The following is a 20,790-nucleotide window of genomic DNA, read 5'->3' on the forward strand; positions in this document are numbered from 1 at the left end:
CGGCCCGGTGCAACTGCTGTCGGCGCTTAGGTATTATCGACAATTGCGATTGTTAAGTTACTGGAAAGACATCGCTGCTAGGTCTGATCTTGGGTGAACTAAATGGGTTGAGTGACATGGCTGCGCAAGGCAATGCGGCGCCAATCATCATCAAACGTAAAAAGGTTATCAGCGGCGGCGGGCACCATGGCGGTGCCTGGAAAGTTGCGTATGCGGACTTCGTGACCGCGATGATGGCCTTTTTCATGCTGATGTGGTTGTTGAACGCGACGACGGAAAAGCAACGCAAGGGGATCGCGGATTACTTCACGCCGACGATTGCGATCAACCGCACGTCGGGCGGCGGCAACGGATCGTTCAGCGGTGACAGCACCTTTTCCGAACAGGAGTTGCCGTTCAGCGGTGTGCGTCCGGTCGCAATTGCAACGAAGGCGACCGGGCATAAAGGGTCCGAGGAAGCCGACACGGAGGAGTTGAAGATGCTTCAATCCGAATTGCTGGGCTTTGGCGGTGAATCCTCGGTCATGGAAAACGAGCTTGAGCATGTGATTACCAAGCTGACCGACGAGGGGCTGGTGGTGGAGCTGTTCGCACTGGAAAACGCACCGCTTTTCGATCCGCAGACCGGTCAACCGACGCAATTGCTGCGCAGGTTGGCCGCGTTGCTGGTGCAGACCGGGCGGTCGGTCAAGAACGAGATGGCCGTAAGCGCACATGTGCCGTCACAGCCCATCGTGGCCGCCGATAACCAGGTCTGGGATCGCTCGACCCGGCAGGCGACGGTGATGCGCCAGTTGCTGCATGATGCCGGGCTGGCCGAAGGGCGTGTGCAACGGGTGACCGGCCACGCCGACCGCGACCCCGCAACGCTGGACCCGATGGACATACGCAACAATCGGATCAAGGTGATCTTTCTGCGGTGACCTCGTCGGGGAGCCTGGTCAAATAGGGTGGATTTTATCTGTTAGCGCGGTGTTAAGCACAGCGCGCCTATCTGTTGCAGCAACTTGGTTCTGATGCAGCAGAAAGGCGTATCCATGACAATTTCTTCATCGCTCAACGCAGGGATTTCGGGTTTGCAATCCAATGCGACGCGGCTTGGGTCGATTTCCGACAACATCGCAAACTCGAGCACCTTTGGATACAAGCGGGTGATCACCGATTTCAATTCGCTGGTCCTGGCGAATTCAGGCGCATCCTATACGGCGGGGGGCGTGCGGGCGTCGACCCAACGGCTGGTCGGGGAAAGCGGCTCTCTGGTCAACACGTCCAATGCCACCGATCTGGCCGTGACCGGGCGCGGCATGCTGCCCGTCACCTCGAAGGCAAGCGTGTTGGGCGACAACACCCCCGAGATGATGCTGGCAACCACGGGGTCGTTCCGCATCGACGAGGATGGCTATCTGGCCAATGAAACCGACCTTGTGCTGATGGGATGGCCTGCAAACAATGACGGCAGCATTCCCGCCTTTTCGCGCGATACAAGTGACGGCCTGGAGCCGATCCGATTTTCCCTGAACCTAAGCGGTGATCCGACCACGCAAATTTCCATGGGCCTGAACCTGCCCGCAACGTCGACCGTGGCCGGGTCCGCGGGCGAAACCCAGAATCTGTCGGTCGAATACTTCGACAATCTGGGCATCTCGCGCAGCATCGCGCTGGAATTCACACCCACCGTGCCCGCGACGGGCAGCTCGAACGAATGGACCGTCACATTGCGCGATTCGGCCCAGGCCAATGCGCTGATCGGAGAATACGTCGTCACCTTCAACGATACCCGCACCGGTGGCGGCACCATTGCATCGGTTACAACCGTCCTTGGCGGCGCACATGACCCAGTGACAGGCGAGGTGGTGGTCGACGTGGCCGGCGGGCCGATTTCGTTCAACATCGGCGCCTTGGGCGACAACGAGGGCCTGGTGCAACTGTCGGACACATTTGCTCCCATTGCAATCGACAAGGACGGAAGCCCGGTCGGCAACATGGTCTCGGTAGAGGTGGACGCCAACGGCTTTGTCAAAGCGATCTTCGACACGGGCGTGAACAGCGTTCTCTACCAGATTCCGCTGGTCGATATCCCGAACCCAGGCGGTTTGATCGCGCTGGATTCACAGACCTACAAACCTTCGAATGAAAGCGGCCCATATTTTCTGTGGGACGCAGGCCAAGGGCCGACCGGGGATCTGAAATCATTTGCCCGCGAAGAATCGACTGTCGATGTGGCCACCGAACTGACCGCGATGATCCGCACGCAGCGGGCCTATTCCTCCAACGCCAAGGTGATCCAGACGGTAGAGTTGTCCTTGGCCGTTGCAACCGATTTGCCAGTCGAAATCTCGCCTTGGGTCTTGGCAAGGTTGCTGTTGATGGATTTCAGAGTCTGCAGCGCAACCATTGCGCTGTTGTTTGTATTGATGCTCGACATGAACGTGTTCCTTATGTCGTGACGCTTTGCGTCAGGTTACGTCCCGCCCCCCGTTGGGACGGACAAAACAAGTCATTCTGACATCTGCAATTTCAGCTTGGCTGAGTTGCGCCACCCGTGTTTCGGATGCAGGTACAAGATCGCCGCCAACACCTAACGTAGTGCTAATTCAGGACACCCTCTTGCGCTGAATTTGAATCAAACACCTAAGCGCGCTTTTCAACCGACCGGGTTGGCGCCAAGGCGATGGCGTTTTTCTGTCCGTGCGAATCGTAGGTATCTAGTGAACTGCGTATCCGGCGCATGGTGGCCAGCCTGCGTGTCACGGCGCGCAGCCCGTCAAGCGCGGCAGTCAGCAGCGATTGATTGCGCGCGACCTTGGCCTGCAGCGCCTCAAGCGACGGACGGTCGGTCACGTCCTGCGCGTCCAACTGCGCGATCAGGCTCTGTTTCAGGTCCAACGTGCGCGCGATCCGGTCAAGGTTCCCCTCAAGCAACGCCTGGCGTTCCTGGTCCAGCAGATCATTCAGCGCGTTCAGCGCATCTTCTGTCGGCTCATCCTTCACGGGTGCGGCCTTTCAATGCGTTAAAAAGCGATTCGCTCAATCCGATTCCCCCTGCGGCAACCATTTTTTCCGCCTGTGCCTGTACCAGGAACGACGAAAACTGGTCCTCGCCCGCGCCGCCCCCAAAGCTGTCGCGTGACTTGCCCAACCCGGCGGATTTCAGCATTTCCGTCAGAAAACTCGCCTCAAGCTGGTCTGCGACGGCACGCAATTCGGTGTCGGCTTTCACCGCAGGGGCGCGCAATTTTGCACCGCCGATCATGTCTGGTGTCACTTGCACGAAGTGTTCCTTTCAAATGCATCCTATTTTTCCGACTATTGCCGATGACCAGTAAAGAAGCGGTAACCATCGACAGGCATAAGAGACGAACGCGGAAGAACTCCCGGAGGTATCGTGCAGTAGATCAGTCTCTGATAAGGCTGCGGCGCTGGTGTCTTCGGATTTCGAAACCTTTCTCAAGATGATGACCACTCAGGCCCGGTATCAGGACCCGCTGGAGCCGATGGACAGTTCGGATTACGCAGCCCAGCTGGCGCAATTCTCGATGGTCGAACAGCAGGTGCAGACCAACGATCTGTTACGGATGCTCAGTGCCGCACTTCAGACAGGGACGCCGACACAGGCCAGCGTGGCCACCCTGTCCGGCTGGATCGGGATGGAGGCGCTGTCTTATGCCCCTGCCCATTTTGACGGCACACCGGTCAGTGTCGCGCCAAGGCCTCTGACGGCCGCCGATACGGCATATCTTGTGGTTTACGACACCCAAGGCAACGAAGTGCAGCGTCAGGGTATCCCGGTCTCGAACGATTCGGTCGAGTGGCAAGGAGTAGCCGGGCTGAACGGGTCCACCTTTCCAACCGGCACCTACACATTTGAAATCGAAAGCTTCAAGGGAGACGAGTTGTTGTTGTCCGAACGCGCCCAGTCCTATGGACGCGTCACCGAAGCACGGATCGAGGAGGGCCAAACCATCCTGATCCTAAGGGGCGGATTGGCGGTTCTGACCGACGACGTGACCGGGCTGCGCGAAGCTGCCTAGCGATCCAACCCATAGTCCGTACGACCGATCGAGATATAGGCCTCGAACCCGGCGCGCTTCGCGTCTTTTTGCGAATAGACGTTCCGCAAATCCGCCATGACAGGGGTGGCCATACGCTTAGCAATCCGCTTGAGGTCCAGCGCGCGGAACTCGTTCCATTCGGTCAGGATCACTACGGCGTCGGCGTTCTGGGTTGCTTTGTAGACGTCCTCGAACCAGTTCACGCCGGGCAGCAATGCTTCGCCTTCGCGGCGGCCCTGAGGGTCGACCACGCGCACTCTGGCGCCGCCACCGACCAGTGCCGGCACGATGGTTAGGGACGGGCTGTCGCGCATGTCGTCGGTGTTCGGTTTGAAGGTCACGCCCAGAACGGTGATGATCTTGCCGTTGACCTTGCCGCCGCAGATATCGACGACCTTGTCGATCATCCGGCGCTTGATCTCGTCGTTGACCTTGATCACCGTCTCGGTCAGCTGCATCGGTATCGAATGGTCCTGACCCATCCGCGCCAGCGCCTGGGTATCCTTGGGAAAGCAGCTGCCGCCATATCCGGGGCCTGCGTGCAGGAACTTGTTACCGATGCGTCCGTCCAGCCCCATGCCCTGCGACACGATTTTCACGTCCGCGCCAGTGCGTTCGCAGAGCGCCGCAATCTCGTTGATAAAGGTGATCTTGGTCGCGAGAAACGCGTTGGCGGCATATTTTATCATCTCGGCGCTTTCCAGATCGGTCGTCATGATCGGGAAATCGCGCAGATAGAGCGGGCGGTAGATCTGGTTCATGACTTCGCCGGCCCGTTCATTCTGAACACCCACAACCACGCGGTCAGGTCGCATGAAGTCATCTATCGCCGCCCCTTCGCGCAGGAATTCAGGATTGCTGGCGACATCGAAATCAGCGTCAGGTTTGGCTCTTTGCACCACCTGTTTCACCTGCCGGTTGGTCCCGACAGGCACCGTGGATTTGGTCACGATCACCGCATAGCCGGTCAGCGCATCTGCGATTTCAGCAGCCGCCGCCATCACATAGGTCAGGTCGGCGTGACCGTCCCCGCGTCGTGTCGGTGTTCCGACAGCGATAAAGACCGCTTCGGCCCCGTCGACGGCGCTTTTGAGATCGCCGGTAAACGACAGACGCCCGGCGGCGACGTTCTTGGCCATCAGATCGTCAAGGCCAGGCTCGTAGATCGGCACTTCGCCGCGTTCCAGCATTTCGATTTTCTTCGGGTCCTTGTCGACGCAGACGACATCATGCCCGAAGTCCGAGAAACAAACCCCCGAAACCAGACCGACATATCCGGTTCCGATCATTGCGATTTTCATGCCAGCACCTTTGCGATTTTACTCGCCTTCGGGATGCGAGGTGCAGGGCAACCTGTCAACTCCGCGGTGCCACCGACCGCGCATTTGACGGCAATCGACGCAGTTGCGTCACAGATCGGCCAGCATGAAGCCTGCATAGGCGGCAGGCATGACGGCGCGGCGAAACTGGCCCAGCGGAAACTTTGACAGCGGCTGCGCCATCGCCACGGGCACATCGCCGTGACCGGCAATCAGCCCCGCAATCTGCTTGCCTGCGTAGGTTCCCATCGCGACGCCGTTACCGTGATAACACATGCTGACAAAGAGGCCCGTTTGATCCGGCACGGCCCCGACAAAGGGCACCATGTCGCGCGCGATGCAAACCATGCCCGACCAGCTGTGCGCCGTTTCAACGTGACGCCAGGCGGGAAACATGGTTTCGAAGTCCTGTCGGGCGCGCTGCCGGGCGCGGGCTTCGGCGCCGGGGTTGGAGGTCAGACCGCCGCGCATGCCGAACAGAAAGCGGCCATCCGGCATCTTGCGAAAATAATGCAGCAGGTTGCGCGTGTCATAGCAGGCCTGATCGCTGGTCCAACCGGCGTCTTCCTGTTCCTGCGGGGTCAGCGGACGGGTTACGATCACGTTCGACTGGCTGGGCATGTAGCGGCCCGCCAGCCAGGCGGGCAGATCATCAGATGAATAGCCGTTCGTCGCGATCACGACCTGATCCGCCGTGACCTTGCGCCCGGTATCCAGGATCCAGTGCTGCGCCTTGTTCAGGCTCTGAACCTGGGCTTTTTCATAGATCCGCGCACCGGCATCCCGCGCCGCCCTTGCCAGCCCTGCAATGTATTTGCGCGGGTTCAGGCCAAAGCCGATGGGCGTCGTCAGGGCACCATGAAACGGACCGGCCAACCCGTGATCGGGCAGATCTTTCTTTGCGATAATCTCTGCTTCGACCCCGTGGTTTTCGGCTACCGCATCGGCGGCACGGCGCAGATCGTCCATGTCCTTGGGCCGATGCGCCAATTCGGTTTCGCCTTTGGAATGGCGGTCGATGTCGATGCCGTGGCTTTCGGCAATCCGCTCGACCAGCGTGATCGCGTCGCGTTCGGCCTTGCGGTATTGCAGCCGTCCGTCGCGGCCAAAACGTTTGTCCAGCCCTGCGTCGTCCATGCGGGCCCCGCCGAGACAGCAAAACCCGCCATTGCGCCCCGACGCGCCCCAGCCGATGTGATGTGCTTCGAGTACGACGACATCGACGCCCGCCTGCGCCAGGTGCAGCGCGGCGGACAGGCCGGTAAAGCCGCCGCCGACGATGGCCACGTCGCAGGAGATATCAATCTCTAATGAGGGGAATTTGGGCAGATCGCAGGTATTGTCCCACCAGCATCCATCCCTCGGGCCGCAGCCATAGGCAAAGTCGGAATAAATACGTTTCACGTGACCCTCTGTGCCGCCTGTTCTTCCCGGCGCACGCGCACGGCGTGGCGTTTCGACAGTAACGAAGCGGTGATCACGCCAACCGATACGATCCCGATCAGGATCGACGACAGCGCGTTGATCTCGGGCGAGACACCCAGTCGCACGGACGACCATATCTTCATCGGCAATGTGGTCGCAGCCGGACCGGTTGTAAATGACGCGATCACCAGATCATCCAGGCTGAGCGTGAAGGCCAGCAACCATCCGGAAATGACCGCAGGTGCGATGATCGGCAATGTCACCAGACGGAACGCGTCAAATTGCGATGCCCCCAGATCCAATGCCGCCTCTTCCAGCGAGCGGTCGAATGTGGACAGGCGTGACGAGACCACGACCGACACGAAACACATGGAAAACGTGGTGTGCGCCAGCACAATCGTCATGACGCCGCGGTCCATGCCGATGCCGATGAACAGCAAGAGCAGTGACAGGCCGGTGATCACTTCGGGCATCACCAGCGGCGCATAGATCATGCCGGAAAACAGCGTGCGCCCCATGAAACGACCACCGCGCACCAGCACATAGGCGGCCATCGTGCCCAGAACGGTGGCCAGGGTGGACGACATGACCGCCACCTTCAGCGTGACCCAGGCCGCGTCAAGGAACGCCTCGTTCTGGAACAGCGTGCCGTACCATTGGGTCGAAAAACCGGCCCAGACTGTCACCAATTTGGATTCGTTGAAGCTGAAGATCACCAGGATCAGCATCGGCAGATAGAGAAAGGCAAAGCCGAACGTCAGGCTGACCACGTTGAAGGGGCTGAGACGGTTCATTGTTCTGCCTCCTGCTGGCGCTGCTCGTTGCGCTGGAACAGGATGATCGGGATGATCAGGATCAGCAGCAGGATCACGGCGACGGCACTTGCGACCGGCCAATCACGGTTGGAGAAGAACTCTTCGAACAGGACCTTGCCGATCATAAGCGTCCCTGATCCGCCCAACAGGGACGGAATGACGAATTCGCCCAGCGCCGGGATGAAGACCAGAAAACAGCCCGCCACGATACCATTGCGCGACAGCGGGATCGTCACCAGCCAGAACGCCTGCAACCTTGAACAGCCAAGGTCCTCGGCAGCTTCGATCAGGCTTTCGTCCAGCCGTTCGATTGCGGCATAGATCGGCAGGATCATGAAAGGCAGATAGGTATAGACGATCCCGATATAGACCGCCCAGTTGGTGTTCAGGATCGTCAGCGGTTCATTGATCACGCCGAGCCAGAGCAACAACTGGTTCAGGAACCCTTCGGTGCTCAGAATGCCCACCCAAGCATAGACCCTGATCAGGAACGAGGTCCAGAAGGGCAGGATCACCAGCATCATCAACGTGGCGCGCCATTCTTCGGGGGCGCGCGCCATGGCATAGGCCATCGGATACCCGACCAGCAATGTCACGAGGGTCGAGATAAACGCAATCTGCAGCGAGCTGACATAGGCCTTCCAATAGAGGTCATCCTGGGTCAGGAAGACGAAGTTTTCAAAGTCCAGCCCGGCCAGCAGCGCGCCCAGACCGTCCTTGAGCGTCGGTGTATAGGGCGGGATCGCAAGGGCGATGTCCGACAGCGAAATCTTGAACACGATGGCAAAGGGCACCAGAAACAGCGCCAGCAGCCACAGATACGGAACCGCTATGAGGACAAAGCGTCTCACGCTTCCAACAACACGCCGGCGGTGGCGCTCCAGCTCAGCCAGACGGGGTCTTCCCACGTATAAGCGCGGCGCGAGACGCGGCGCGTGTTGGCGGATTGCGCCTTGATCACCTGACCAGTGGGCAGTTCGACGTGATAGGTGCTGAGGTTGCCCAGATAGGCGATGTCCAGCACCTTGCCTTGTACCGCGTTCACGGCATCGGCGGGACGTTCGGCGCTGATCGCGATCTTCTCGGGGCGGATTGCCAGATGCGCTTTTTGCCCGTCACTGAACGGGCGCTGGCTGGCGGCGATGGCCGGTACGCTGTTGCCCCAATCGACCGCATAACTTTCATCACCATTGGCCTTGGCGGTGCCTTCCAGAATGTTCACGTCACCGATGAAATCGGCCACGTAGACACTGTTTGGCGCCTCATAGATCTTTTCGGGGGTCGCCACCTGAATGATGCGCCCCTCGTCCATCACGGCCACGCGGCTGGCGACGGTCATCGCCTCTTCCTGATCGTGGGTCACGATGACGAAAGTGGTGCCCGTGGTTTCCTGAATGTCCATAAGTTCAAACTGCGTGTCTTGACGCAGCTTCTTGTCCAGCGCGCCCAGCGGTTCGTCCAGCAGCAACAGTTTCGGAGCCTTGGCCAGAGACCGCGCAAGGGCGACACGCTGGCGTTGGCCGCCCGAAATCTGGTGCGGCTTGCGGCGACCGAACTTGCCCAGACGGGTCAGCGTCAGCATTTCCTCGACGCGGGCGGCAATCTCGTCCTTGCCCATGGCCGAGCGGCGCAGACCAAAGGCGATATTGTCCCAGACCGAAAGATGCGGAAACAACGCATAGGATTGGAACATCATGTTGACCGCGCGCTTGTTCGGCGGCACCCCGGCAATGTCCTTGCCCGACAGCAGAATGGACCCTTCAGTCGGTGCCTCGAAACCCGCAAGCATGCGCATCATCGTGGTCTTGCCACAGCCCGAGGGGCCAAGCAGCGCGAAGAATTCTTTTTCGTAGATATCCTGTGTCAGGTTGTCGATTGCAACGAAATCACCAAAGCGCTTGGTCACGTTCACAAACTGGATCAGAGGCTTTTGTTGCGGATCGTCCCAAGGGGCGAATACGGTCTGGGCCAAAATCGGTCCTCACAGAAATCAGAGGGAAGTGGGGGCGCAACCCCGATGATTGCGCCCCGAAATCAGGCTTCAGGTGCCGGATTTGACCTTGGTCCACATGCGCGTGACGGTACGCTGGGTTCTCGCGTCATAAGGCGAGGTGGTATAGAGATTTTCCAGCGTCTCGGCATCGGGATAGATCGCCGTGTCGCCGATCACGTCCTCGACCAAGAACTCCTGGCTCGCCTTGTTGCCGTTGGCGTAATAGACATAGTTCGACGCCGCGGCCATGTTCTGTGCGTCCATGATAAAGTTCAGGAACTTGTGCGCGCCTTCGGGGTTCGGTGCGTCGACCGGGATCGCCATGTTGTCGAACCACATCAGAGCACCCTCTTTAGGCGCGTAGTATTCGATGTTCACGCCATTGTCGGCCTCGGCGGCACGGTCGCGCGCCTGCAGGATGTCACCCGACCAGCCGACGGCCACGCAGATGTCGCCGTTTGCCAGCGCGTTGATGTATTCCGAACTGTGGAATTTCTGCACATAAGGCGCGACCGCGGACAGGACCGGCTCGGCCTTTTCGATGGTCTCGGCATCCTGTGCGTCGGGGTCTTCACCGATGTAGTTCAACGCGGCGGGGATCAGCTCGACCGGGGCGTCCAGGAAATGCACGCCACAGGACTGCAATTTTTCCATGTTGGCGGGGTCGAACACCAATGCCAGCGAATCGACGGGCGCGTCTTCGCCCAGCACTTCCTTGACCTTGTCGATGTTCACCCCGATGCCGGTGGTGCCCCACATGTAGTTGATCGCGTATTCGTTACCGGGGTCGTATTTGCCAACGCGGTCGCTGATCACGTCCCACATGTTGTCCAGGTTTGGCAGCTGCGACTTGTCCAGCTTCTGAAATGCGCCCGCGCTGATCTGACGTTGCAGGAAGGTGCCGGATGGCACGACGACGTCATAGCCGGACGATCCGGCCAGCATCTTGGTCTCCAGAACCTCGTTGCTGTCAAAAACGTCATAGATCAGGTCAATGCCTGTTTCTTCCTCGAATTGTTGCAGCAGACTTTCGTCGATATAGTCGGACCAGTTGTAAACGCGCACTTCTTCGGACATTGCCGAGGTGGCGGTGACAGCCAGGGCCGCGACTGTGCTAAGCATTGTCTTAGTCATCGTAATTCTCCCGTTCATCCGACCGGGTTGATCCCGGCTTGGGGTAATTTGATCAAGTTTTGCCCTTTGCGGCAAGATGTTTTATGGTTTCATGGCAAAGGGAACCGTGCAAGCGGTTCGCCAATGCGGGACCAGAAAGAGATTTTAGGAATGAACGCATCGCTGAAAAATGAGGCAGTGAAAAATCAGGCCACGCCCGAGACCATGGTGGCCAAAACTCCGGCGCATCAGGCGGTCTATGCCAGGATGCGTGATGCGATCCTGTTCGGTGATCTGGCACCCGGTCAGCCGATCACGATCCAGGGTCTGACGGCACTGCTGGACGCGGGGATGACCCCCGTGCGCGAGGCGATCCGCAAGCTGACAGCCGAGGGGGCGCTGGTCATGCAGGGCAACCGCCGTGCATCGGTGCCGGTTCTGGACCTTCATACGCTTGAACAGCTTGAATTCATGCGCCTAAATCTGGAACCGGAGCTGGCGTTTCGCGCAACCGCACACGTCACCGACGACGATATCGCAACGCTGACGGCCATCGACCATGGCCTGAATCACGCGATTTCAACCGGCGATGTCAGTGGGTATCTGCGGCTGAACCATGCCTTTCACACGGCGTTCTATGCCCTTGCCAATGCCCCCATTCTGGCGCAATCCGCCGACGCGCTCTGGCTGCGGTTCGGGCCATCGCTCCGGGTGGTGTGCGGACGGTTCGGAACCTCGAACCTGCCCGACAAACACGCCGAACTGCTGGAAGCGCTGAACCTGCGGCACGCGGATACGGCACGCGAGGCCATCGCCGAGGACATCCGCCAGGGCATGCTTCAGGTCAGAACCGCGCTGTCAGAAGACCATGCAACACGATGATTCGCCGCCTGCCTGATTGACACTTCCGAATTTGATCATATTCTGCATGCAACTTCATTTCGGATGAAAAGGACACCGTCATGGCTGCCATCACCAACCATCTGCCCACCGCCGAATTGCAGGCGCTGGACGCTGCCCATCACATGCACCCCTTCACCACCAACAACGAGCTGGCGGCGAAGGGCGCGCGCATCATCACACGGGCGGATGGCGTCTTTCTGACCGACAGCGAAGGCAATCAGATCATGGACGGTATGGCGGGCCTGTGGTGCGTCAACATCGGCTATGGTCGGGGCGAACTGGCAGACGTGGCCGCGCGCCAGATGCGCGAATTGCCGTTCTACAACACGTTTTTCATGACGTCACACGCGCCGGTGATCGCATTGGCCGCGAAGATCGCGGAACTGGCGCCCGCGCACCTGAACCAGGTATTTTTCGCGGGATCGGGCTCGGAGGCGAACGACACCAACATCCGCATGGTCCGCACCTACTGGGCGCAAAAGGGCAAACCGTCAAAGTCGATCATCATCAGCCGCAAGAATGCCTATCACGGATCGTCCGTGGGTTCGGGCAGCCTGGGCGGCATGACCCCGATGCACGAACAGGGCGGCCTGCCGATCCCCGACATTCACCACATCGACCAGCCGAACTGGTGGGCCGAAGGTGGCAACAGCACACCCGAGGAATTCGGCCTGGAGCGCGCGCAGCAGCTTGAGCAGGCCATTCTGGCAATGGGCGAGGACCGCATCGCGGCCTTCATCGCAGAGCCTATTCAGGGCGCCGGCGGTGTGATTGTGCCGCCATCGACATATTGGCCTGAGATTCAGCGCATCTGCGATAAATACGAAATCCTGCTGATCGCTGACGAGGTCATCTGCGGTTTTGGCCGGACAGGCGAGTGGTTCGGATCGACCACCGTGGGGATCAAGCCCGACATCATGACCATCGCCAAGGGTCTGTCGTCGGGATATCAGCCCATCGGTGGGTCGATCGTGTCGGATGAAGTGGCCGAGGTCTTGAACGCCTGCGAGTTCAACCACGGGTACACCTATTCCGGCCACCCGGTCGCCAGCGCCGTCGCGCTGGAGAACCTCCGCATTCTGGAAGACGAGAACATCCTTGACCATGTCCGCGATGTGGCCGCCCCTGCACTCGCCGAAATGTGGCACAGCCTTGGCGATCACCCGATGGTCGGCGAGACCAAGATCGTTGGCATGATGGCGTCACTGGCCCTGACCCCCGACAAGGACAGCCGCGCCAAGTTTGCTGCCGATGCGGGCACTGCGGGCTTCATGACGCGCGAGCGCAGCTTTGCGAACAACCTGATCATGCGCCACGTCTATGACCGCATGGTCATCTCGCCGCCGCTGATTATCACGCCGGAAGAGATCGCCGAGATGGGCAAACGCGCGCGAAAGGCGCTCGACGAATCCTATGCGCAGATCAAGGAACAGGGCCTGTTCAAACCGGCGTCCTGATCCGTCAGGCGCCTGTCATAAGCGGCTCTAACATGGCCAGACAGGTCTCCAACTGATCTATCGCCACAAACTCGTCAGGCTTGTGGGCCTGGGCAATATGTCCCGGCCCGCAGACCACCACGTCCATCCCCATCTGCTGAAACAGCCCCGCTTCGGTGCCGAAAGGGACCAGTTCGGCGCTGTTCGTGCCCAGGAGATCCATCAGCACATCGCGGGCCGTGTTCACGTCCATCGGTTCCAGCCCGACAATCTCTCCGATCGTTTCGGTGCGGATATCGGCCTGCGCATGGATCGCGCGCATCATCGGCAGCATTTCGGTCTCTACAAAGGCTTCGATGGATTGCCTTACGAAATGCGCATCGTCCTGAACGACGGGGCGCATTTCCCAGTCCACCTCGGCCTTTCCTGCGATGACGTTGTGCGCCACGCCACCGGATACGCGCCCGATGTTGATCGTGGTCCAAGGCGGCTGATAGCGGCTGGCGGCAGGGGCCCGCGCCATCAGGTCGCCGCGCAGTTCCATCAACCGGGTCACATAGCGCACCGCGTATTCGGCAGCATTCACGCCGCGGCCCGGATCGCTGCCATGCCCCTCAAGCCCGGTAAAATGCGTGGTATATTCGCAGCAGCCCTTGTGGCCCTCGATCACCCGCATGCCCGTCGGCTCTCCGATCACGGCCATCTTCGGCTGCAACCCACGCGCCTGAAGTTCGGGGATCAGTGCCTGCGCACCGATGCAGCCGACCTCTTCGTCATAGGTGAACGCGAAATGCACCGGCTTTTGCGCCTGAACCTTGCTCGCCATCACCACGGCGGCGGCGATGAACCCCTTCATGTCGCAGGTGCCGCGCCCATAGAGGCGACCATCGGCCTCGCGCATCTGAAACGGATCGGAACTCCAGTCCTGATCAGTGACCGGCACCACATCCGTATGACCGCTCAGCAGCAGCCCGCCCGGCGCATCTGGACCGATACTGGCCCACAGGTTCGCCTTGGTGCCGCAGGGCGCCAGCATCACATCCGTGCGCGCACCCGCAGCTTCCAGCCGGTGCGCCAGTTCGGCGATCATCGCCATGTTGCTGTCCGCCGACACCGTGGGCATCGCGATCAACTGGTCGAGAAGCTCGACGGTTTCGCGCAGGCTCATGGCTTCACGAACATCTTGCGCGGGCGGTCACAGAAACACTCTGCCGCGCCGTCTTCGGTGATGCGAATGCTTTCGGTGATCTCAAGCCCCCAGTCGGCCATCCACAGGCCCGGCATGAAATGAAAGGTCATGTTCGGCTCCAGCACCGTCTCGTCACTGACCCGCAACGAAATCGTGCGTTCGCCCCAGTCTGGCGGATAGCTGAGCCCGATGGGATAGCCGCAGCGCTCGCCCCGCTCGATGCCTGCCGCCTCAAGCGGGGCAGCCAGCGCATTTGCGATATCGCAAGCGCGGTTTCCCGCACGGGCGGCTTCCAGACCCGCCTCCAGCCCTTCGACCAATGCCGCCTCGGCCCGTTTCAGGAAATCAGGCGGAGTGCCCAGGAACAACGACCGGCAGAACGGCGCGTGATAACGGCGGTAACAGCCTGAAATCTCGAAGAACGTCGCCTCGCCTGTCTCGAACGGACGGCCATCCCATGTCAGGTGCGGCGCTGCGGCGTCGGTGCCCGAGGGCAGCAGCGGCACGATCGCAGGGTAATCGCCCCACGCCCCCACGACGCCGCGCACCGCATCCCGATAGATCTCGGCCACGACTTCGTTCTTGGGCACGCCGGGTTCGACCCGCTCAAGCAAACCATCCACGATCTTCTCCGAGATACGTGCCGCGTTGCGCATATAGTCCAGCTCCGGCTCGGACTTGACCGCGCGTTTCCAGTTCACCATCGCGGTGGCATCCGAAAACTTGGCGTCGGGCAGACCCGCCTGCATCACCGCGAACGCCTTGGCGGAGAAGTAATAGTTGTCCATCTCAACGCCGATGCGCTTGGCACCCAGTTCTTGCAATATTCCTGCCAACTCCTGCATCGGGTGGCGCTCGGTCGACTGTACGAAATGGTCCTCGTAGCCGCGCACATGGTCGTCATCCATCCACACGGTGCGCCGCGCCCCGCTCGCGTCCTGACGCCGCCCCCACCAGATCGGATCGCCCTCCAAACGCAGGATCACGCCCTGGTGCACATAAAATGACCATCCGTCGTATCCGGTAAGCCACGCCTGGTTGCTGGGGTCGGTCACGAACAGGGTGTCGATCCCGGCCGCATCCATGGCGCCGCGCACCAGAGAAATGCGGCGGTCGTATTCCTCTGTCGTGAATGGCAAGTGCTTAATAATCATGGGCGTACTCCCTTTTCAGGAACTTGCTTGGTGTTGCCTTGCGACGCAACACTTATCCGGTTTTCACCGATTCCGCGATCCACGCACACAATACAGGCGGCGCCACTTGCAGGCCATTGTCCTGTTATCAAGGATTTAGCAGAAAATTTGCCTGCATTGACGGCACAACCAACTGTTTTGCAGCAATCAGGTTGCAATACCGGGCTGCGACCGTTTTACTTGCAATCAACAAGGCGGGTTCACCGTCGTCATAAATATCAGGGAGCCGGATTTGGCTAACACATCGACTGATGCGGCGTTCGTAGAGTTCGAACGCGTGCAAAAAAGCTATGACGGCGTGAACCTCGTCGTCAAAGACTTGAACCTTTCCATGCCGCGCGGCGAGTTTCTTACGATGCTTGGCCCCTCTGGATCGGGCAAGACCACTTGCCTGATGATGCTGGCGGGATTTGAAACAGCAACCCACGGCGACATCCGCCTCGGCGGAACGTCGATCAACAACATCCCGCCCCACAAACGTGGCATCGGCATGGTGTTCCAGAACTATGCGCTGTTCCCGCACATGACTGTCGCGGAAAACCTGGCCTTCCCTCTGGAAGTCCGCAAGATCGGCAAGTCCCAGCGCGAGGAGAAAATCCACCGCGCTCTTGGCATGGTCCAGATGAACGACTTTGCCGGACGCAGGCCCACACAGTTGTCAGGCGGCCAGCAACAGCGGATCGCCCTGGCACGGGCGCTGGTGTTCGAACCCGAACTGGTCCTGATGGACGAACCGCTGGGCGCGCTCGACAAGCAGCTGCGCGAGACGCTGCAGTTCGAAATCACCAATCTGGCGCATGATCTGGGCATCACAGTGGTCTACGTGACCCACGACCAGACAGAGGCGCTGACGATGTCCGACCGGGTCGCCGTGTTCGAAAACGGCCGCATCCAGCAGCTTGCCCCGCCAGATCAGCTATATGAAAAGCCGGAAAACAGCTTCGTTGCGCAGTTCATCGGCGAAAACAACACGCTGATGGGCGAGATCAAGGAAATCTCCAACGGCACCGCCGTGGTGCAACTGGACGGCGGTGATCTGATTGACGCGGTTCCGGTCAACGTGACCAAGGTTGGCGAACGTACCCGCGTGTCGATCCGTCCAGAACGGGTCGAGATGAACAAGGACCGCCTGATGCCCGGCGCCAAGACGCTTAAGGCCGAAGTGCTCGAGTTCATCTACATGGGCGATATTTTCCGCACCCGTCTGCGTGTGGCCGGTTCTGACGAGTTCGTCATCAAGACCCGGAACGCACCCGACCAGGAGCGACTGACACCCGGCACCCAGATCGAAATCGGCTGGTTGCCCGAAGATTGCCGTGCGCTGGACGCATAAGTCTGCGGCACGGCTGGCGTATCCCTTCGGGGGCACGCTCGCTATGAGGCTGTGATCAAGCCCAATCATGGCCTCCAAACCCAATTGGGCATACAAACGGGAGAACTATCAATGAATTTGATGAAAACGCTACTTGCGTCTTCTGCACTGACAGCCGCCGCTTCGGTCGGCGTTGCACAAGACATGTCCAACGAAATGACCATCGTTTCCTGGGGCGGCGCCTATCAGAACAGCCAGCTCAAGGCATACGTGGAACCCTACGTTGAAATGCACCCGGAAGTTACAGTTGTTTGGGACGAAAGCTCGAACGAAGCTGTGGCGAAACTGCGTGCCATGAACGAAGCTGACAACGTGACCTGGGATCTGGTCGATGTTGTTGCTGCTGACGCCATCCGCCTGTGCGACGAAGGCCTGGCGATGGAATACGACCCCGAGGAACTGCTCGCCGCAGGCGATGACGGTACAGCGGCAGAAGATGACTTCGGTGACCTGATCGTCTCCGACTGCTTCATTCCCCAGATCGTCTATTCGACAACATTCGGCTACCGCACAGACATGGTGCCCGAAGGTGTCGATGCACCCGACGAAATCTGCGATGTCTTCGACCTGGAAACATATCCGGGCAAGCGTTCGCTGGAAAAGCGTCCGATCAACAACATGGAATGGGCGCTGCTCTGTGACGGCGTCGCCAAGGACGAAGTCTATGACGTTCTGGCAACTGCCGAAGGTCAGGAACAGGCTCTGGCCAAGCTCGACACCATCAAGGACAGCGTTGTCTGGTGGTCGGCCGGTGCCGATACGCCTCAGCTGCTGGCAGATGGCGAGATCTTCATGGGTTCGACCTACAACGGTCGCCTGTATTCGGTCATCGAAGAGCAGGACCAACCCGTTGGCATGATGTGGGACGCTCAGGTGTTCGACCTTGACGGCTGGATCATTCCCGCCGGTCTGGAAGACGCAGACCTGGCACGTGTCAAACACTTCCTGAACTTCGCCACAGACACCAAGCGTCTGGCAGACCAGGCAAACTACATCGCCTACGGTCCTGCACGTCAGTCCTCGGCGCCTCTGGTGCCCGAGAACATGAAGCAGCACATGCCGACGGATCCCGAGAACTCCAAGAACACGTTCGTCTACAACTACATGTTCTGGGCTGACTATCGCGACGACATCGACGCGCGCTTCCAATCGTGGCTGGCCCAATAAGCCACGCTTGACTGCATGACTTCGGTGGGGGCCACATCCGGCCCCCACCACCCTCCAAAGCGAGACCGATGATGAGCAACGCAAAAGATGATGACGCCGTCGCAGGCCCCGTGCCTGTCGCACCTGTGCCGAACGCGCCCACCGAGTCCGGGCCCGTTCTTGCCGCCGACGGCACACCGCTGAAACGCAGCCTTTCACGCGCCTTACGGCGTCAAAAGGGCCGGGCCCTGCTGTTGGTCGCCCCGTTGCTGATCTTCGTTCTGGTCACCTTCATCATTCCGATCGGCTCCATGCTGTTCCGGTCTGTCGAAAACGATATCGTCTCGAACACCCTGCCCTATACCGTGCAGCGACTGGCCAGCTGGGAGGCCGAGTCCGGCAATCTCCCGTCCGAAGATGTCTACAAGGCGATGTACGACGACCTGTTTGTCGCCGCCGAAGCCAAGCGGCACACCCGCCTTGGGTCCCGCCTGAATTATGAACAAACCGGTATTTCCTCGCTGTTCCGCCAATCGGGCCGCGGCGTCGACGATCTGGCCGGAGACGCCGCCGACGCGCTTGAAGATGCCGTTCCGGCCTTCGGTGAAGGCGAGACATGGTATGCGCTGATGGATGCAGGCAGCGGCGAAGGCAACACCACCCTGCTGAGCAACATGCGCGACCGCATCGGTCGACTGAACGACAGCGCCGCCTCTGCCGAAATGGACTTTGTACCCAGCGCCGAGATTGCCGCGGTCCTGCCACGCACCGCGCGCACCTATACCGAATGGGCCGTCTACACCGTGACGGAAGACGAACGTAACCCAGCCGAGCGTGACCCATGGGAACTGGTGTCGCTGGCGCTGCTGGAAGAGCTGCCAACCGCTGACCTGTCCGGTCTGAGCGCAGAGCGCGCAGCCCTCTTGCAGCAAGCACAGGCCGTTGATTTCAATGTCCCTTCCTACCGGGAAACACTTGCGGAAATCGACGAGGAATGGGGCACTGTCACACCCTGGGAAACCATCCAGACACATTCGTCCAAATACACCGCCGGTTACTTCCTGAACGCCATCGACGCGCAGAAAACACCCGACGGCTATGAATGGCAGCCCGAGGAAAAGCAGATCCTGCTGACGCTCTTTGGTCGCACGCTGTTCATGTCGCTGATGATCACCGGCTCGTGCATCCTGCTGGGCTATCCGGTGGCTTGGCTCCTGGCCAACCTGCCCGCGTACAAGGCGAACCTGCTGATGATCCTGGTGCTTTTGCCCTTCTGGACCTCGCTTCTGGTGCGGACATCGGCGTGGAAGGTGATGCTGCAATCCCAGGGCGTCATCAACGACGTGTTGGTCTGGATCGGGCTGGTGGACGACGCCAACCGGCTGGTCATGATCAACAACCAGTTCGGCACGATCGTCGCGATGACGCACATCCTGCTGCCGTTCATGATCCTGCCGATGTATTCGGTGATGCAGACCGTGCCACCCAGCTATCTGCGCGCGGCCAAGTCACTGGGTGCGACGAACTGGACCGCCTTCTGGCGCGTCTACTTCCCGCAGTCGGTTCCGGGCATTGGTGCGGGATCGATCCTCGTGTTCATCCTGTCCATCGGCTACTACATCACCCCCGAAATCGTCGGCGGGACCAGCGGCGTGTTCATCTCCAACCGCATCGCCTACCACATTTCGTCCTCTTTGAACTGGGGCCTAGCAGCCGCATTAGGGACGATCCTGCTGGCGGTCGTTCTCGTCCTTTACTGGTGCTACGACCGGATCGTCGGCATCGACAACGTGAAACTGGGATAACTGATTATGGGCTTGCCTCCTTATGCAACGACGCCACAACGGATCTGGTATTACGCCTTTCGCGTGATCTGCGCGCTGATCTTCATATTTCTGATCACGCCGATCCTCGTGGTGATGCCACTCAGCTTCAACGCCGAGAACTTCTTCACCTTCACGCCCGAAATGCTCCGGCTTGACCCGGACGGCTATTCCCTGAAGCACTATCAGGACTTCTTTACCAATAACGAATGGCAACGCAGCCTGAAGAACTCGCTGATAATCGCGCCCATCGCGACGATCATCTCGGTGTCGCTGGGCACGCTTGCCGCCGTCGGCCTGTCGCAAAGCCACGTCCCGTTCAAAGGCACGATCATGGCGATCCTGATCTCGCCGATGATCGTTCCGCTGATCATCTCTGCGACCGGCATGTTCTTCTTCTACTCGGCTCTGGGCAACTGGCTCGAGGCGACACTGGGGCTCGACCGGGATTTCGTGGGCTACGTCAAGGTCATCCTGGCCCACGCGGTGCTGGGAATTCCCTTCGTCATCATCACCGTGACAGCCACGTTGGTCGGCTTTGACCGCTCGCTGACCCGCGCTGCCGCGAACATGGGGGCAGATCCGGTCACCACCTTCTTTCGCGTGCAGATGCCGCTGATCCTGCCCGGCGTAATCTCGGGCGGCCTCTTCGCCTTCATCACGTCCTTCGACGAGGTGGTCGTGGTTCTCTTCGTCGGCTCGGCGGGCCAAAAGACATTGCCCTGGCAGATGTTCACCGGCCTGCGCGAACAGATCAGCCCGACGATCCTTGCGGTTGCCACGCTTCTGGTGGGCATCTCGATCCTGCTGCTCACAGTCGTCGAACTGCTGCGCCGCCGCTCGGAACGTCTGCGCGGTATCGTCGAAAGCTAGGTTTCTTCTGGCTTGAAATATCCCGGGGTCCGGGGCAGCGCCCCGGTCCTGCCCCTTTGGCACTTTCGAAAAAACCTGACTCACTTGACGCTGCCTGAAATCACAGATTTCAACGCGTCAGGTGATGGTTTTTCTATC

At 59.8% G+C, this 20,790-nt stretch carries 17 protein-coding genes and 3 pseudogenes; 9 read left to right on the forward strand and 11 right to left on the reverse strand.

What is annotated here, in order from left to right; genetic code table 11:
* Positions 1-116: 116 nt before the first annotated feature.
* Together NTA49_RS02255 and NTA49_RS02260 are read left to right on the forward strand one after the other, a co-directional pair.
* On the forward strand, positions 117-923 hold the full coding sequence (locus NTA49_RS02255; protein WP_258293022.1) for a flagellar motor protein MotB: 807 nt from the start codon (positions 117-119) through the stop codon (positions 921-923).
* Between the two features lie 114 nt (positions 924-1,037).
* Positions 1,038-2,324, forward strand: a pseudogene (locus NTA49_RS02260) (flagellar hook protein FlgE); the annotation flags it as partial.
* Here the strand turns inward: NTA49_RS02260 and NTA49_RS17160 are convergent.
* The 3 genes from NTA49_RS17160 to NTA49_RS02270 form a co-directional block, all read right to left on the reverse strand.
* Positions 2,261-2,425: a flagellin N-terminal helical domain-containing protein gene (locus NTA49_RS17160; protein WP_332844276.1), complete on the reverse strand. Its 165-nt coding sequence runs from the start codon at positions 2,423-2,425 to the stop codon at positions 2,261-2,263. The pseudogene NTA49_RS02260 and the gene NTA49_RS17160 sit on opposite strands and share 64 nt — an antisense overlap.
* Positions 2,426-2,631: 206 nt before the next feature.
* On the reverse strand, positions 2,632-2,991 hold the full coding sequence (locus tag NTA49_RS02265; RefSeq protein ID WP_258293024.1) for a hypothetical protein: 360 nt from the start codon (positions 2,989-2,991) through the stop codon (positions 2,632-2,634).
* Positions 2,981-3,253: a rod-binding protein gene (locus NTA49_RS02270; protein WP_261368102.1), complete on the reverse strand. Its 273-nt coding sequence runs from the start codon at positions 3,251-3,253 to the stop codon at positions 2,981-2,983. Before NTA49_RS02270 ends, NTA49_RS02265 begins: the two co-directional genes overlap by 11 nt.
* A gap of 148 nt (positions 3,254-3,401) precedes the next feature.
* Here NTA49_RS02270 and NTA49_RS02275 point away from each other — a divergent pair.
* Positions 3,402-4,031, forward strand: a pseudogene (locus tag NTA49_RS02275) (flagellar hook capping FlgD N-terminal domain-containing protein); the annotation flags it as partial.
* Here the strand turns inward: NTA49_RS02275 and NTA49_RS02280 are convergent.
* The 6 genes from NTA49_RS02280 to NTA49_RS02305 form a co-directional block, all read right to left on the reverse strand.
* Positions 4,028-5,353 (reverse strand): UDP-glucose dehydrogenase family protein, encoded by a 1,326-nt coding sequence (locus NTA49_RS02280; RefSeq protein ID WP_258293026.1) that lies wholly within the window; start codon positions 5,351-5,353, stop codon positions 4,028-4,030. The pseudogene NTA49_RS02275 and the gene NTA49_RS02280 overlap by 4 nt on opposite strands.
* Before the next feature lie 108 nt (positions 5,354-5,461).
* Positions 5,462-6,775, reverse strand: coding sequence for an NAD(P)/FAD-dependent oxidoreductase (locus NTA49_RS02285; protein WP_258293027.1), 1,314 nt, complete (start codon positions 6,773-6,775; stop codon positions 5,462-5,464).
* Positions 6,772-7,590 carry an ABC transporter permease subunit gene (locus tag NTA49_RS02290; protein ID WP_258293028.1) on the reverse strand — a complete coding sequence of 273 codons (819 nt, stop codon included), beginning with the start codon at positions 7,588-7,590 and terminating at the stop codon, positions 6,772-6,774. The genes NTA49_RS02285 and NTA49_RS02290 overlap by 4 nt, the downstream gene beginning before the upstream one ends.
* Complete coding sequence (locus NTA49_RS02295; RefSeq protein WP_258293029.1) at positions 7,587-8,462, reverse strand: ABC transporter permease subunit; 876 nt, start codon at positions 8,460-8,462, stop codon at positions 7,587-7,589. Before NTA49_RS02295 ends, NTA49_RS02290 begins: the two co-directional genes overlap by 4 nt.
* Entirely contained in the window at positions 8,459-9,583 is a 1,125-nt protein-coding gene (locus tag NTA49_RS02300) for an ABC transporter ATP-binding protein (protein WP_258293030.1), read from the reverse strand. The genes NTA49_RS02295 and NTA49_RS02300 overlap by 4 nt, the downstream gene beginning before the upstream one ends.
* Positions 9,584-9,652: 69 nt before the next feature.
* On the reverse strand, positions 9,653-10,738 hold the full coding sequence (locus tag NTA49_RS02305) for a polyamine ABC transporter substrate-binding protein (RefSeq protein WP_258293031.1): 1,086 nt from the start codon (positions 10,736-10,738) through the stop codon (positions 9,653-9,655).
* A gap of 123 nt (positions 10,739-10,861) precedes the next feature.
* Here NTA49_RS02305 and NTA49_RS02310 point away from each other — a divergent pair, with 123 nt between their 5' ends.
* Together NTA49_RS02310 and NTA49_RS02315 are read left to right on the forward strand one after the other, a co-directional pair.
* Positions 10,862-11,599, forward strand: a complete 738-nt coding sequence (locus NTA49_RS02310) for a GntR family transcriptional regulator (protein ID WP_258293032.1) — start codon at positions 10,862-10,864, stop codon at positions 11,597-11,599.
* An 80-nt stretch (positions 11,600-11,679) separates the two neighbouring features.
* Positions 11,680-13,077: an aspartate aminotransferase family protein gene (locus NTA49_RS02315; protein ID WP_258293033.1), complete on the forward strand. Its 1,398-nt coding sequence runs from the start codon at positions 11,680-11,682 to the stop codon at positions 13,075-13,077.
* Positions 13,078-13,081: 4 nt separating this feature from the next.
* Here the strand turns inward: NTA49_RS02315 and argE are convergent, their stop codons facing one another.
* Entirely contained in the window at positions 13,082-14,224 is a 1,143-nt protein-coding gene (argE, locus tag NTA49_RS02320; RefSeq protein ID WP_258293034.1) for an acetylornithine deacetylase, read from the reverse strand.
* Positions 14,221-15,399 carry a M24 family metallopeptidase gene (locus NTA49_RS02325; protein ID WP_258293035.1) on the reverse strand — a complete coding sequence of 393 codons (1,179 nt, stop codon included), beginning with the start codon at positions 15,397-15,399 and terminating at the stop codon, positions 14,221-14,223. The genes argE and NTA49_RS02325 overlap by 4 nt, the downstream gene beginning before the upstream one ends.
* Positions 15,400-15,715: 316 nt before the next feature.
* On the opposite strand from NTA49_RS02325, the gene NTA49_RS02330 reads away from it, so the two are divergent.
* From NTA49_RS02330 to NTA49_RS02345, 4 genes and pseudogenes are all read left to right on the forward strand, one after another.
* On the forward strand, positions 15,716-16,771 hold the full coding sequence (locus NTA49_RS02330; protein WP_408637127.1) for an ABC transporter ATP-binding protein: 1,056 nt from the start codon (positions 15,716-15,718) through the stop codon (positions 16,769-16,771).
* Positions 16,772-16,882: 111 nt separating this feature from the next.
* Positions 16,883-17,977 carry an extracellular solute-binding protein gene (locus NTA49_RS02335; protein WP_261368065.1) on the forward strand — a complete coding sequence of 365 codons (1,095 nt, stop codon included), beginning with the start codon at positions 16,883-16,885 and terminating at the stop codon, positions 17,975-17,977.
* Between the two features lie 71 nt (positions 17,978-18,048).
* Complete coding sequence (locus NTA49_RS02340; RefSeq protein WP_258293038.1) at positions 18,049-19,761, forward strand: ABC transporter permease; 1,713 nt, start codon at positions 18,049-18,051, stop codon at positions 19,759-19,761.
* A 12-nt stretch (positions 19,762-19,773) separates the two neighbouring features.
* Positions 19,774-20,652: pseudogene (locus NTA49_RS02345) on the forward strand (ABC transporter permease); the annotation flags it as partial.
* Between the last annotated feature and the right edge of the window lie 138 nt (positions 20,653-20,790).

It is taken from the genome of Pseudosulfitobacter koreensis, from assembly GCF_024733015.1.
Classification (GTDB): domain Bacteria; phylum Pseudomonadota; class Alphaproteobacteria; order Rhodobacterales; family Rhodobacteraceae; genus Pseudosulfitobacter; species Pseudosulfitobacter koreensis.

What these genes read in the sequence shown, in the direction of transcription:
- NTA49_RS02310 (WP_258293032.1), top strand. Translation starts at nt 10,862, where the DNA reads ATGCGGGACCAGAAAGAGATTTTAGGAATGAACGCATCGCTGAAAAAT.
- NTA49_RS02335 (WP_261368065.1), top strand. Translation starts at nt 16,883, where the DNA reads ATGAATTTGATGAAAACGCTACTTGCGTCTTCTGCACTGACAGCCGCC.
- NTA49_RS02340 (WP_258293038.1), top strand. Translation starts at nt 18,049, where the DNA reads ATGAGCAACGCAAAAGATGATGACGCCGTCGCAGGCCCCGTGCCTGTC.
- NTA49_RS02305 (WP_258293031.1), bottom strand. Translation starts at nt 10,738, where the DNA reads ATGACTAAGACAATGCTTAGCACAGTCGCGGCCCTGGCTGTCACCGCC.
- NTA49_RS02280 (WP_258293026.1), bottom strand. Translation starts at nt 5,353, where the DNA reads ATGAAAATCGCAATGATCGGAACCGGATATGTCGGTCTGGTTTCGGGG.
- NTA49_RS17160 (WP_332844276.1), bottom strand. Translation starts at nt 2,425, where the DNA reads ATGTCGAGCATCAATACAAACAACAGCGCAATGGTTGCGCTGCAGACT.
- NTA49_RS02315 (WP_258293033.1), top strand. Translation starts at nt 11,680, where the DNA reads ATGGCTGCCATCACCAACCATCTGCCCACCGCCGAATTGCAGGCGCTG.
- NTA49_RS02255 (WP_258293022.1), top strand. Translation starts at nt 117, where the DNA reads ATGGCTGCGCAAGGCAATGCGGCGCCAATCATCATCAAACGTAAAAAG.
- NTA49_RS02290 (WP_258293028.1), bottom strand. Translation starts at nt 7,590, where the DNA reads ATGAACCGTCTCAGCCCCTTCAACGTGGTCAGCCTGACGTTCGGCTTT.
- NTA49_RS02325 (WP_258293035.1), bottom strand. Translation starts at nt 15,399, where the DNA reads ATGATTATTAAGCACTTGCCATTCACGACAGAGGAATACGACCGCCGC.
- NTA49_RS02270 (WP_261368102.1), bottom strand. Translation starts at nt 3,253, where the DNA reads ATGATCGGCGGTGCAAAATTGCGCGCCCCTGCGGTGAAAGCCGACACC.
- argE (WP_258293034.1), bottom strand. Translation starts at nt 14,224, where the DNA reads ATGAGCCTGCGCGAAACCGTCGAGCTTCTCGACCAGTTGATCGCGATG.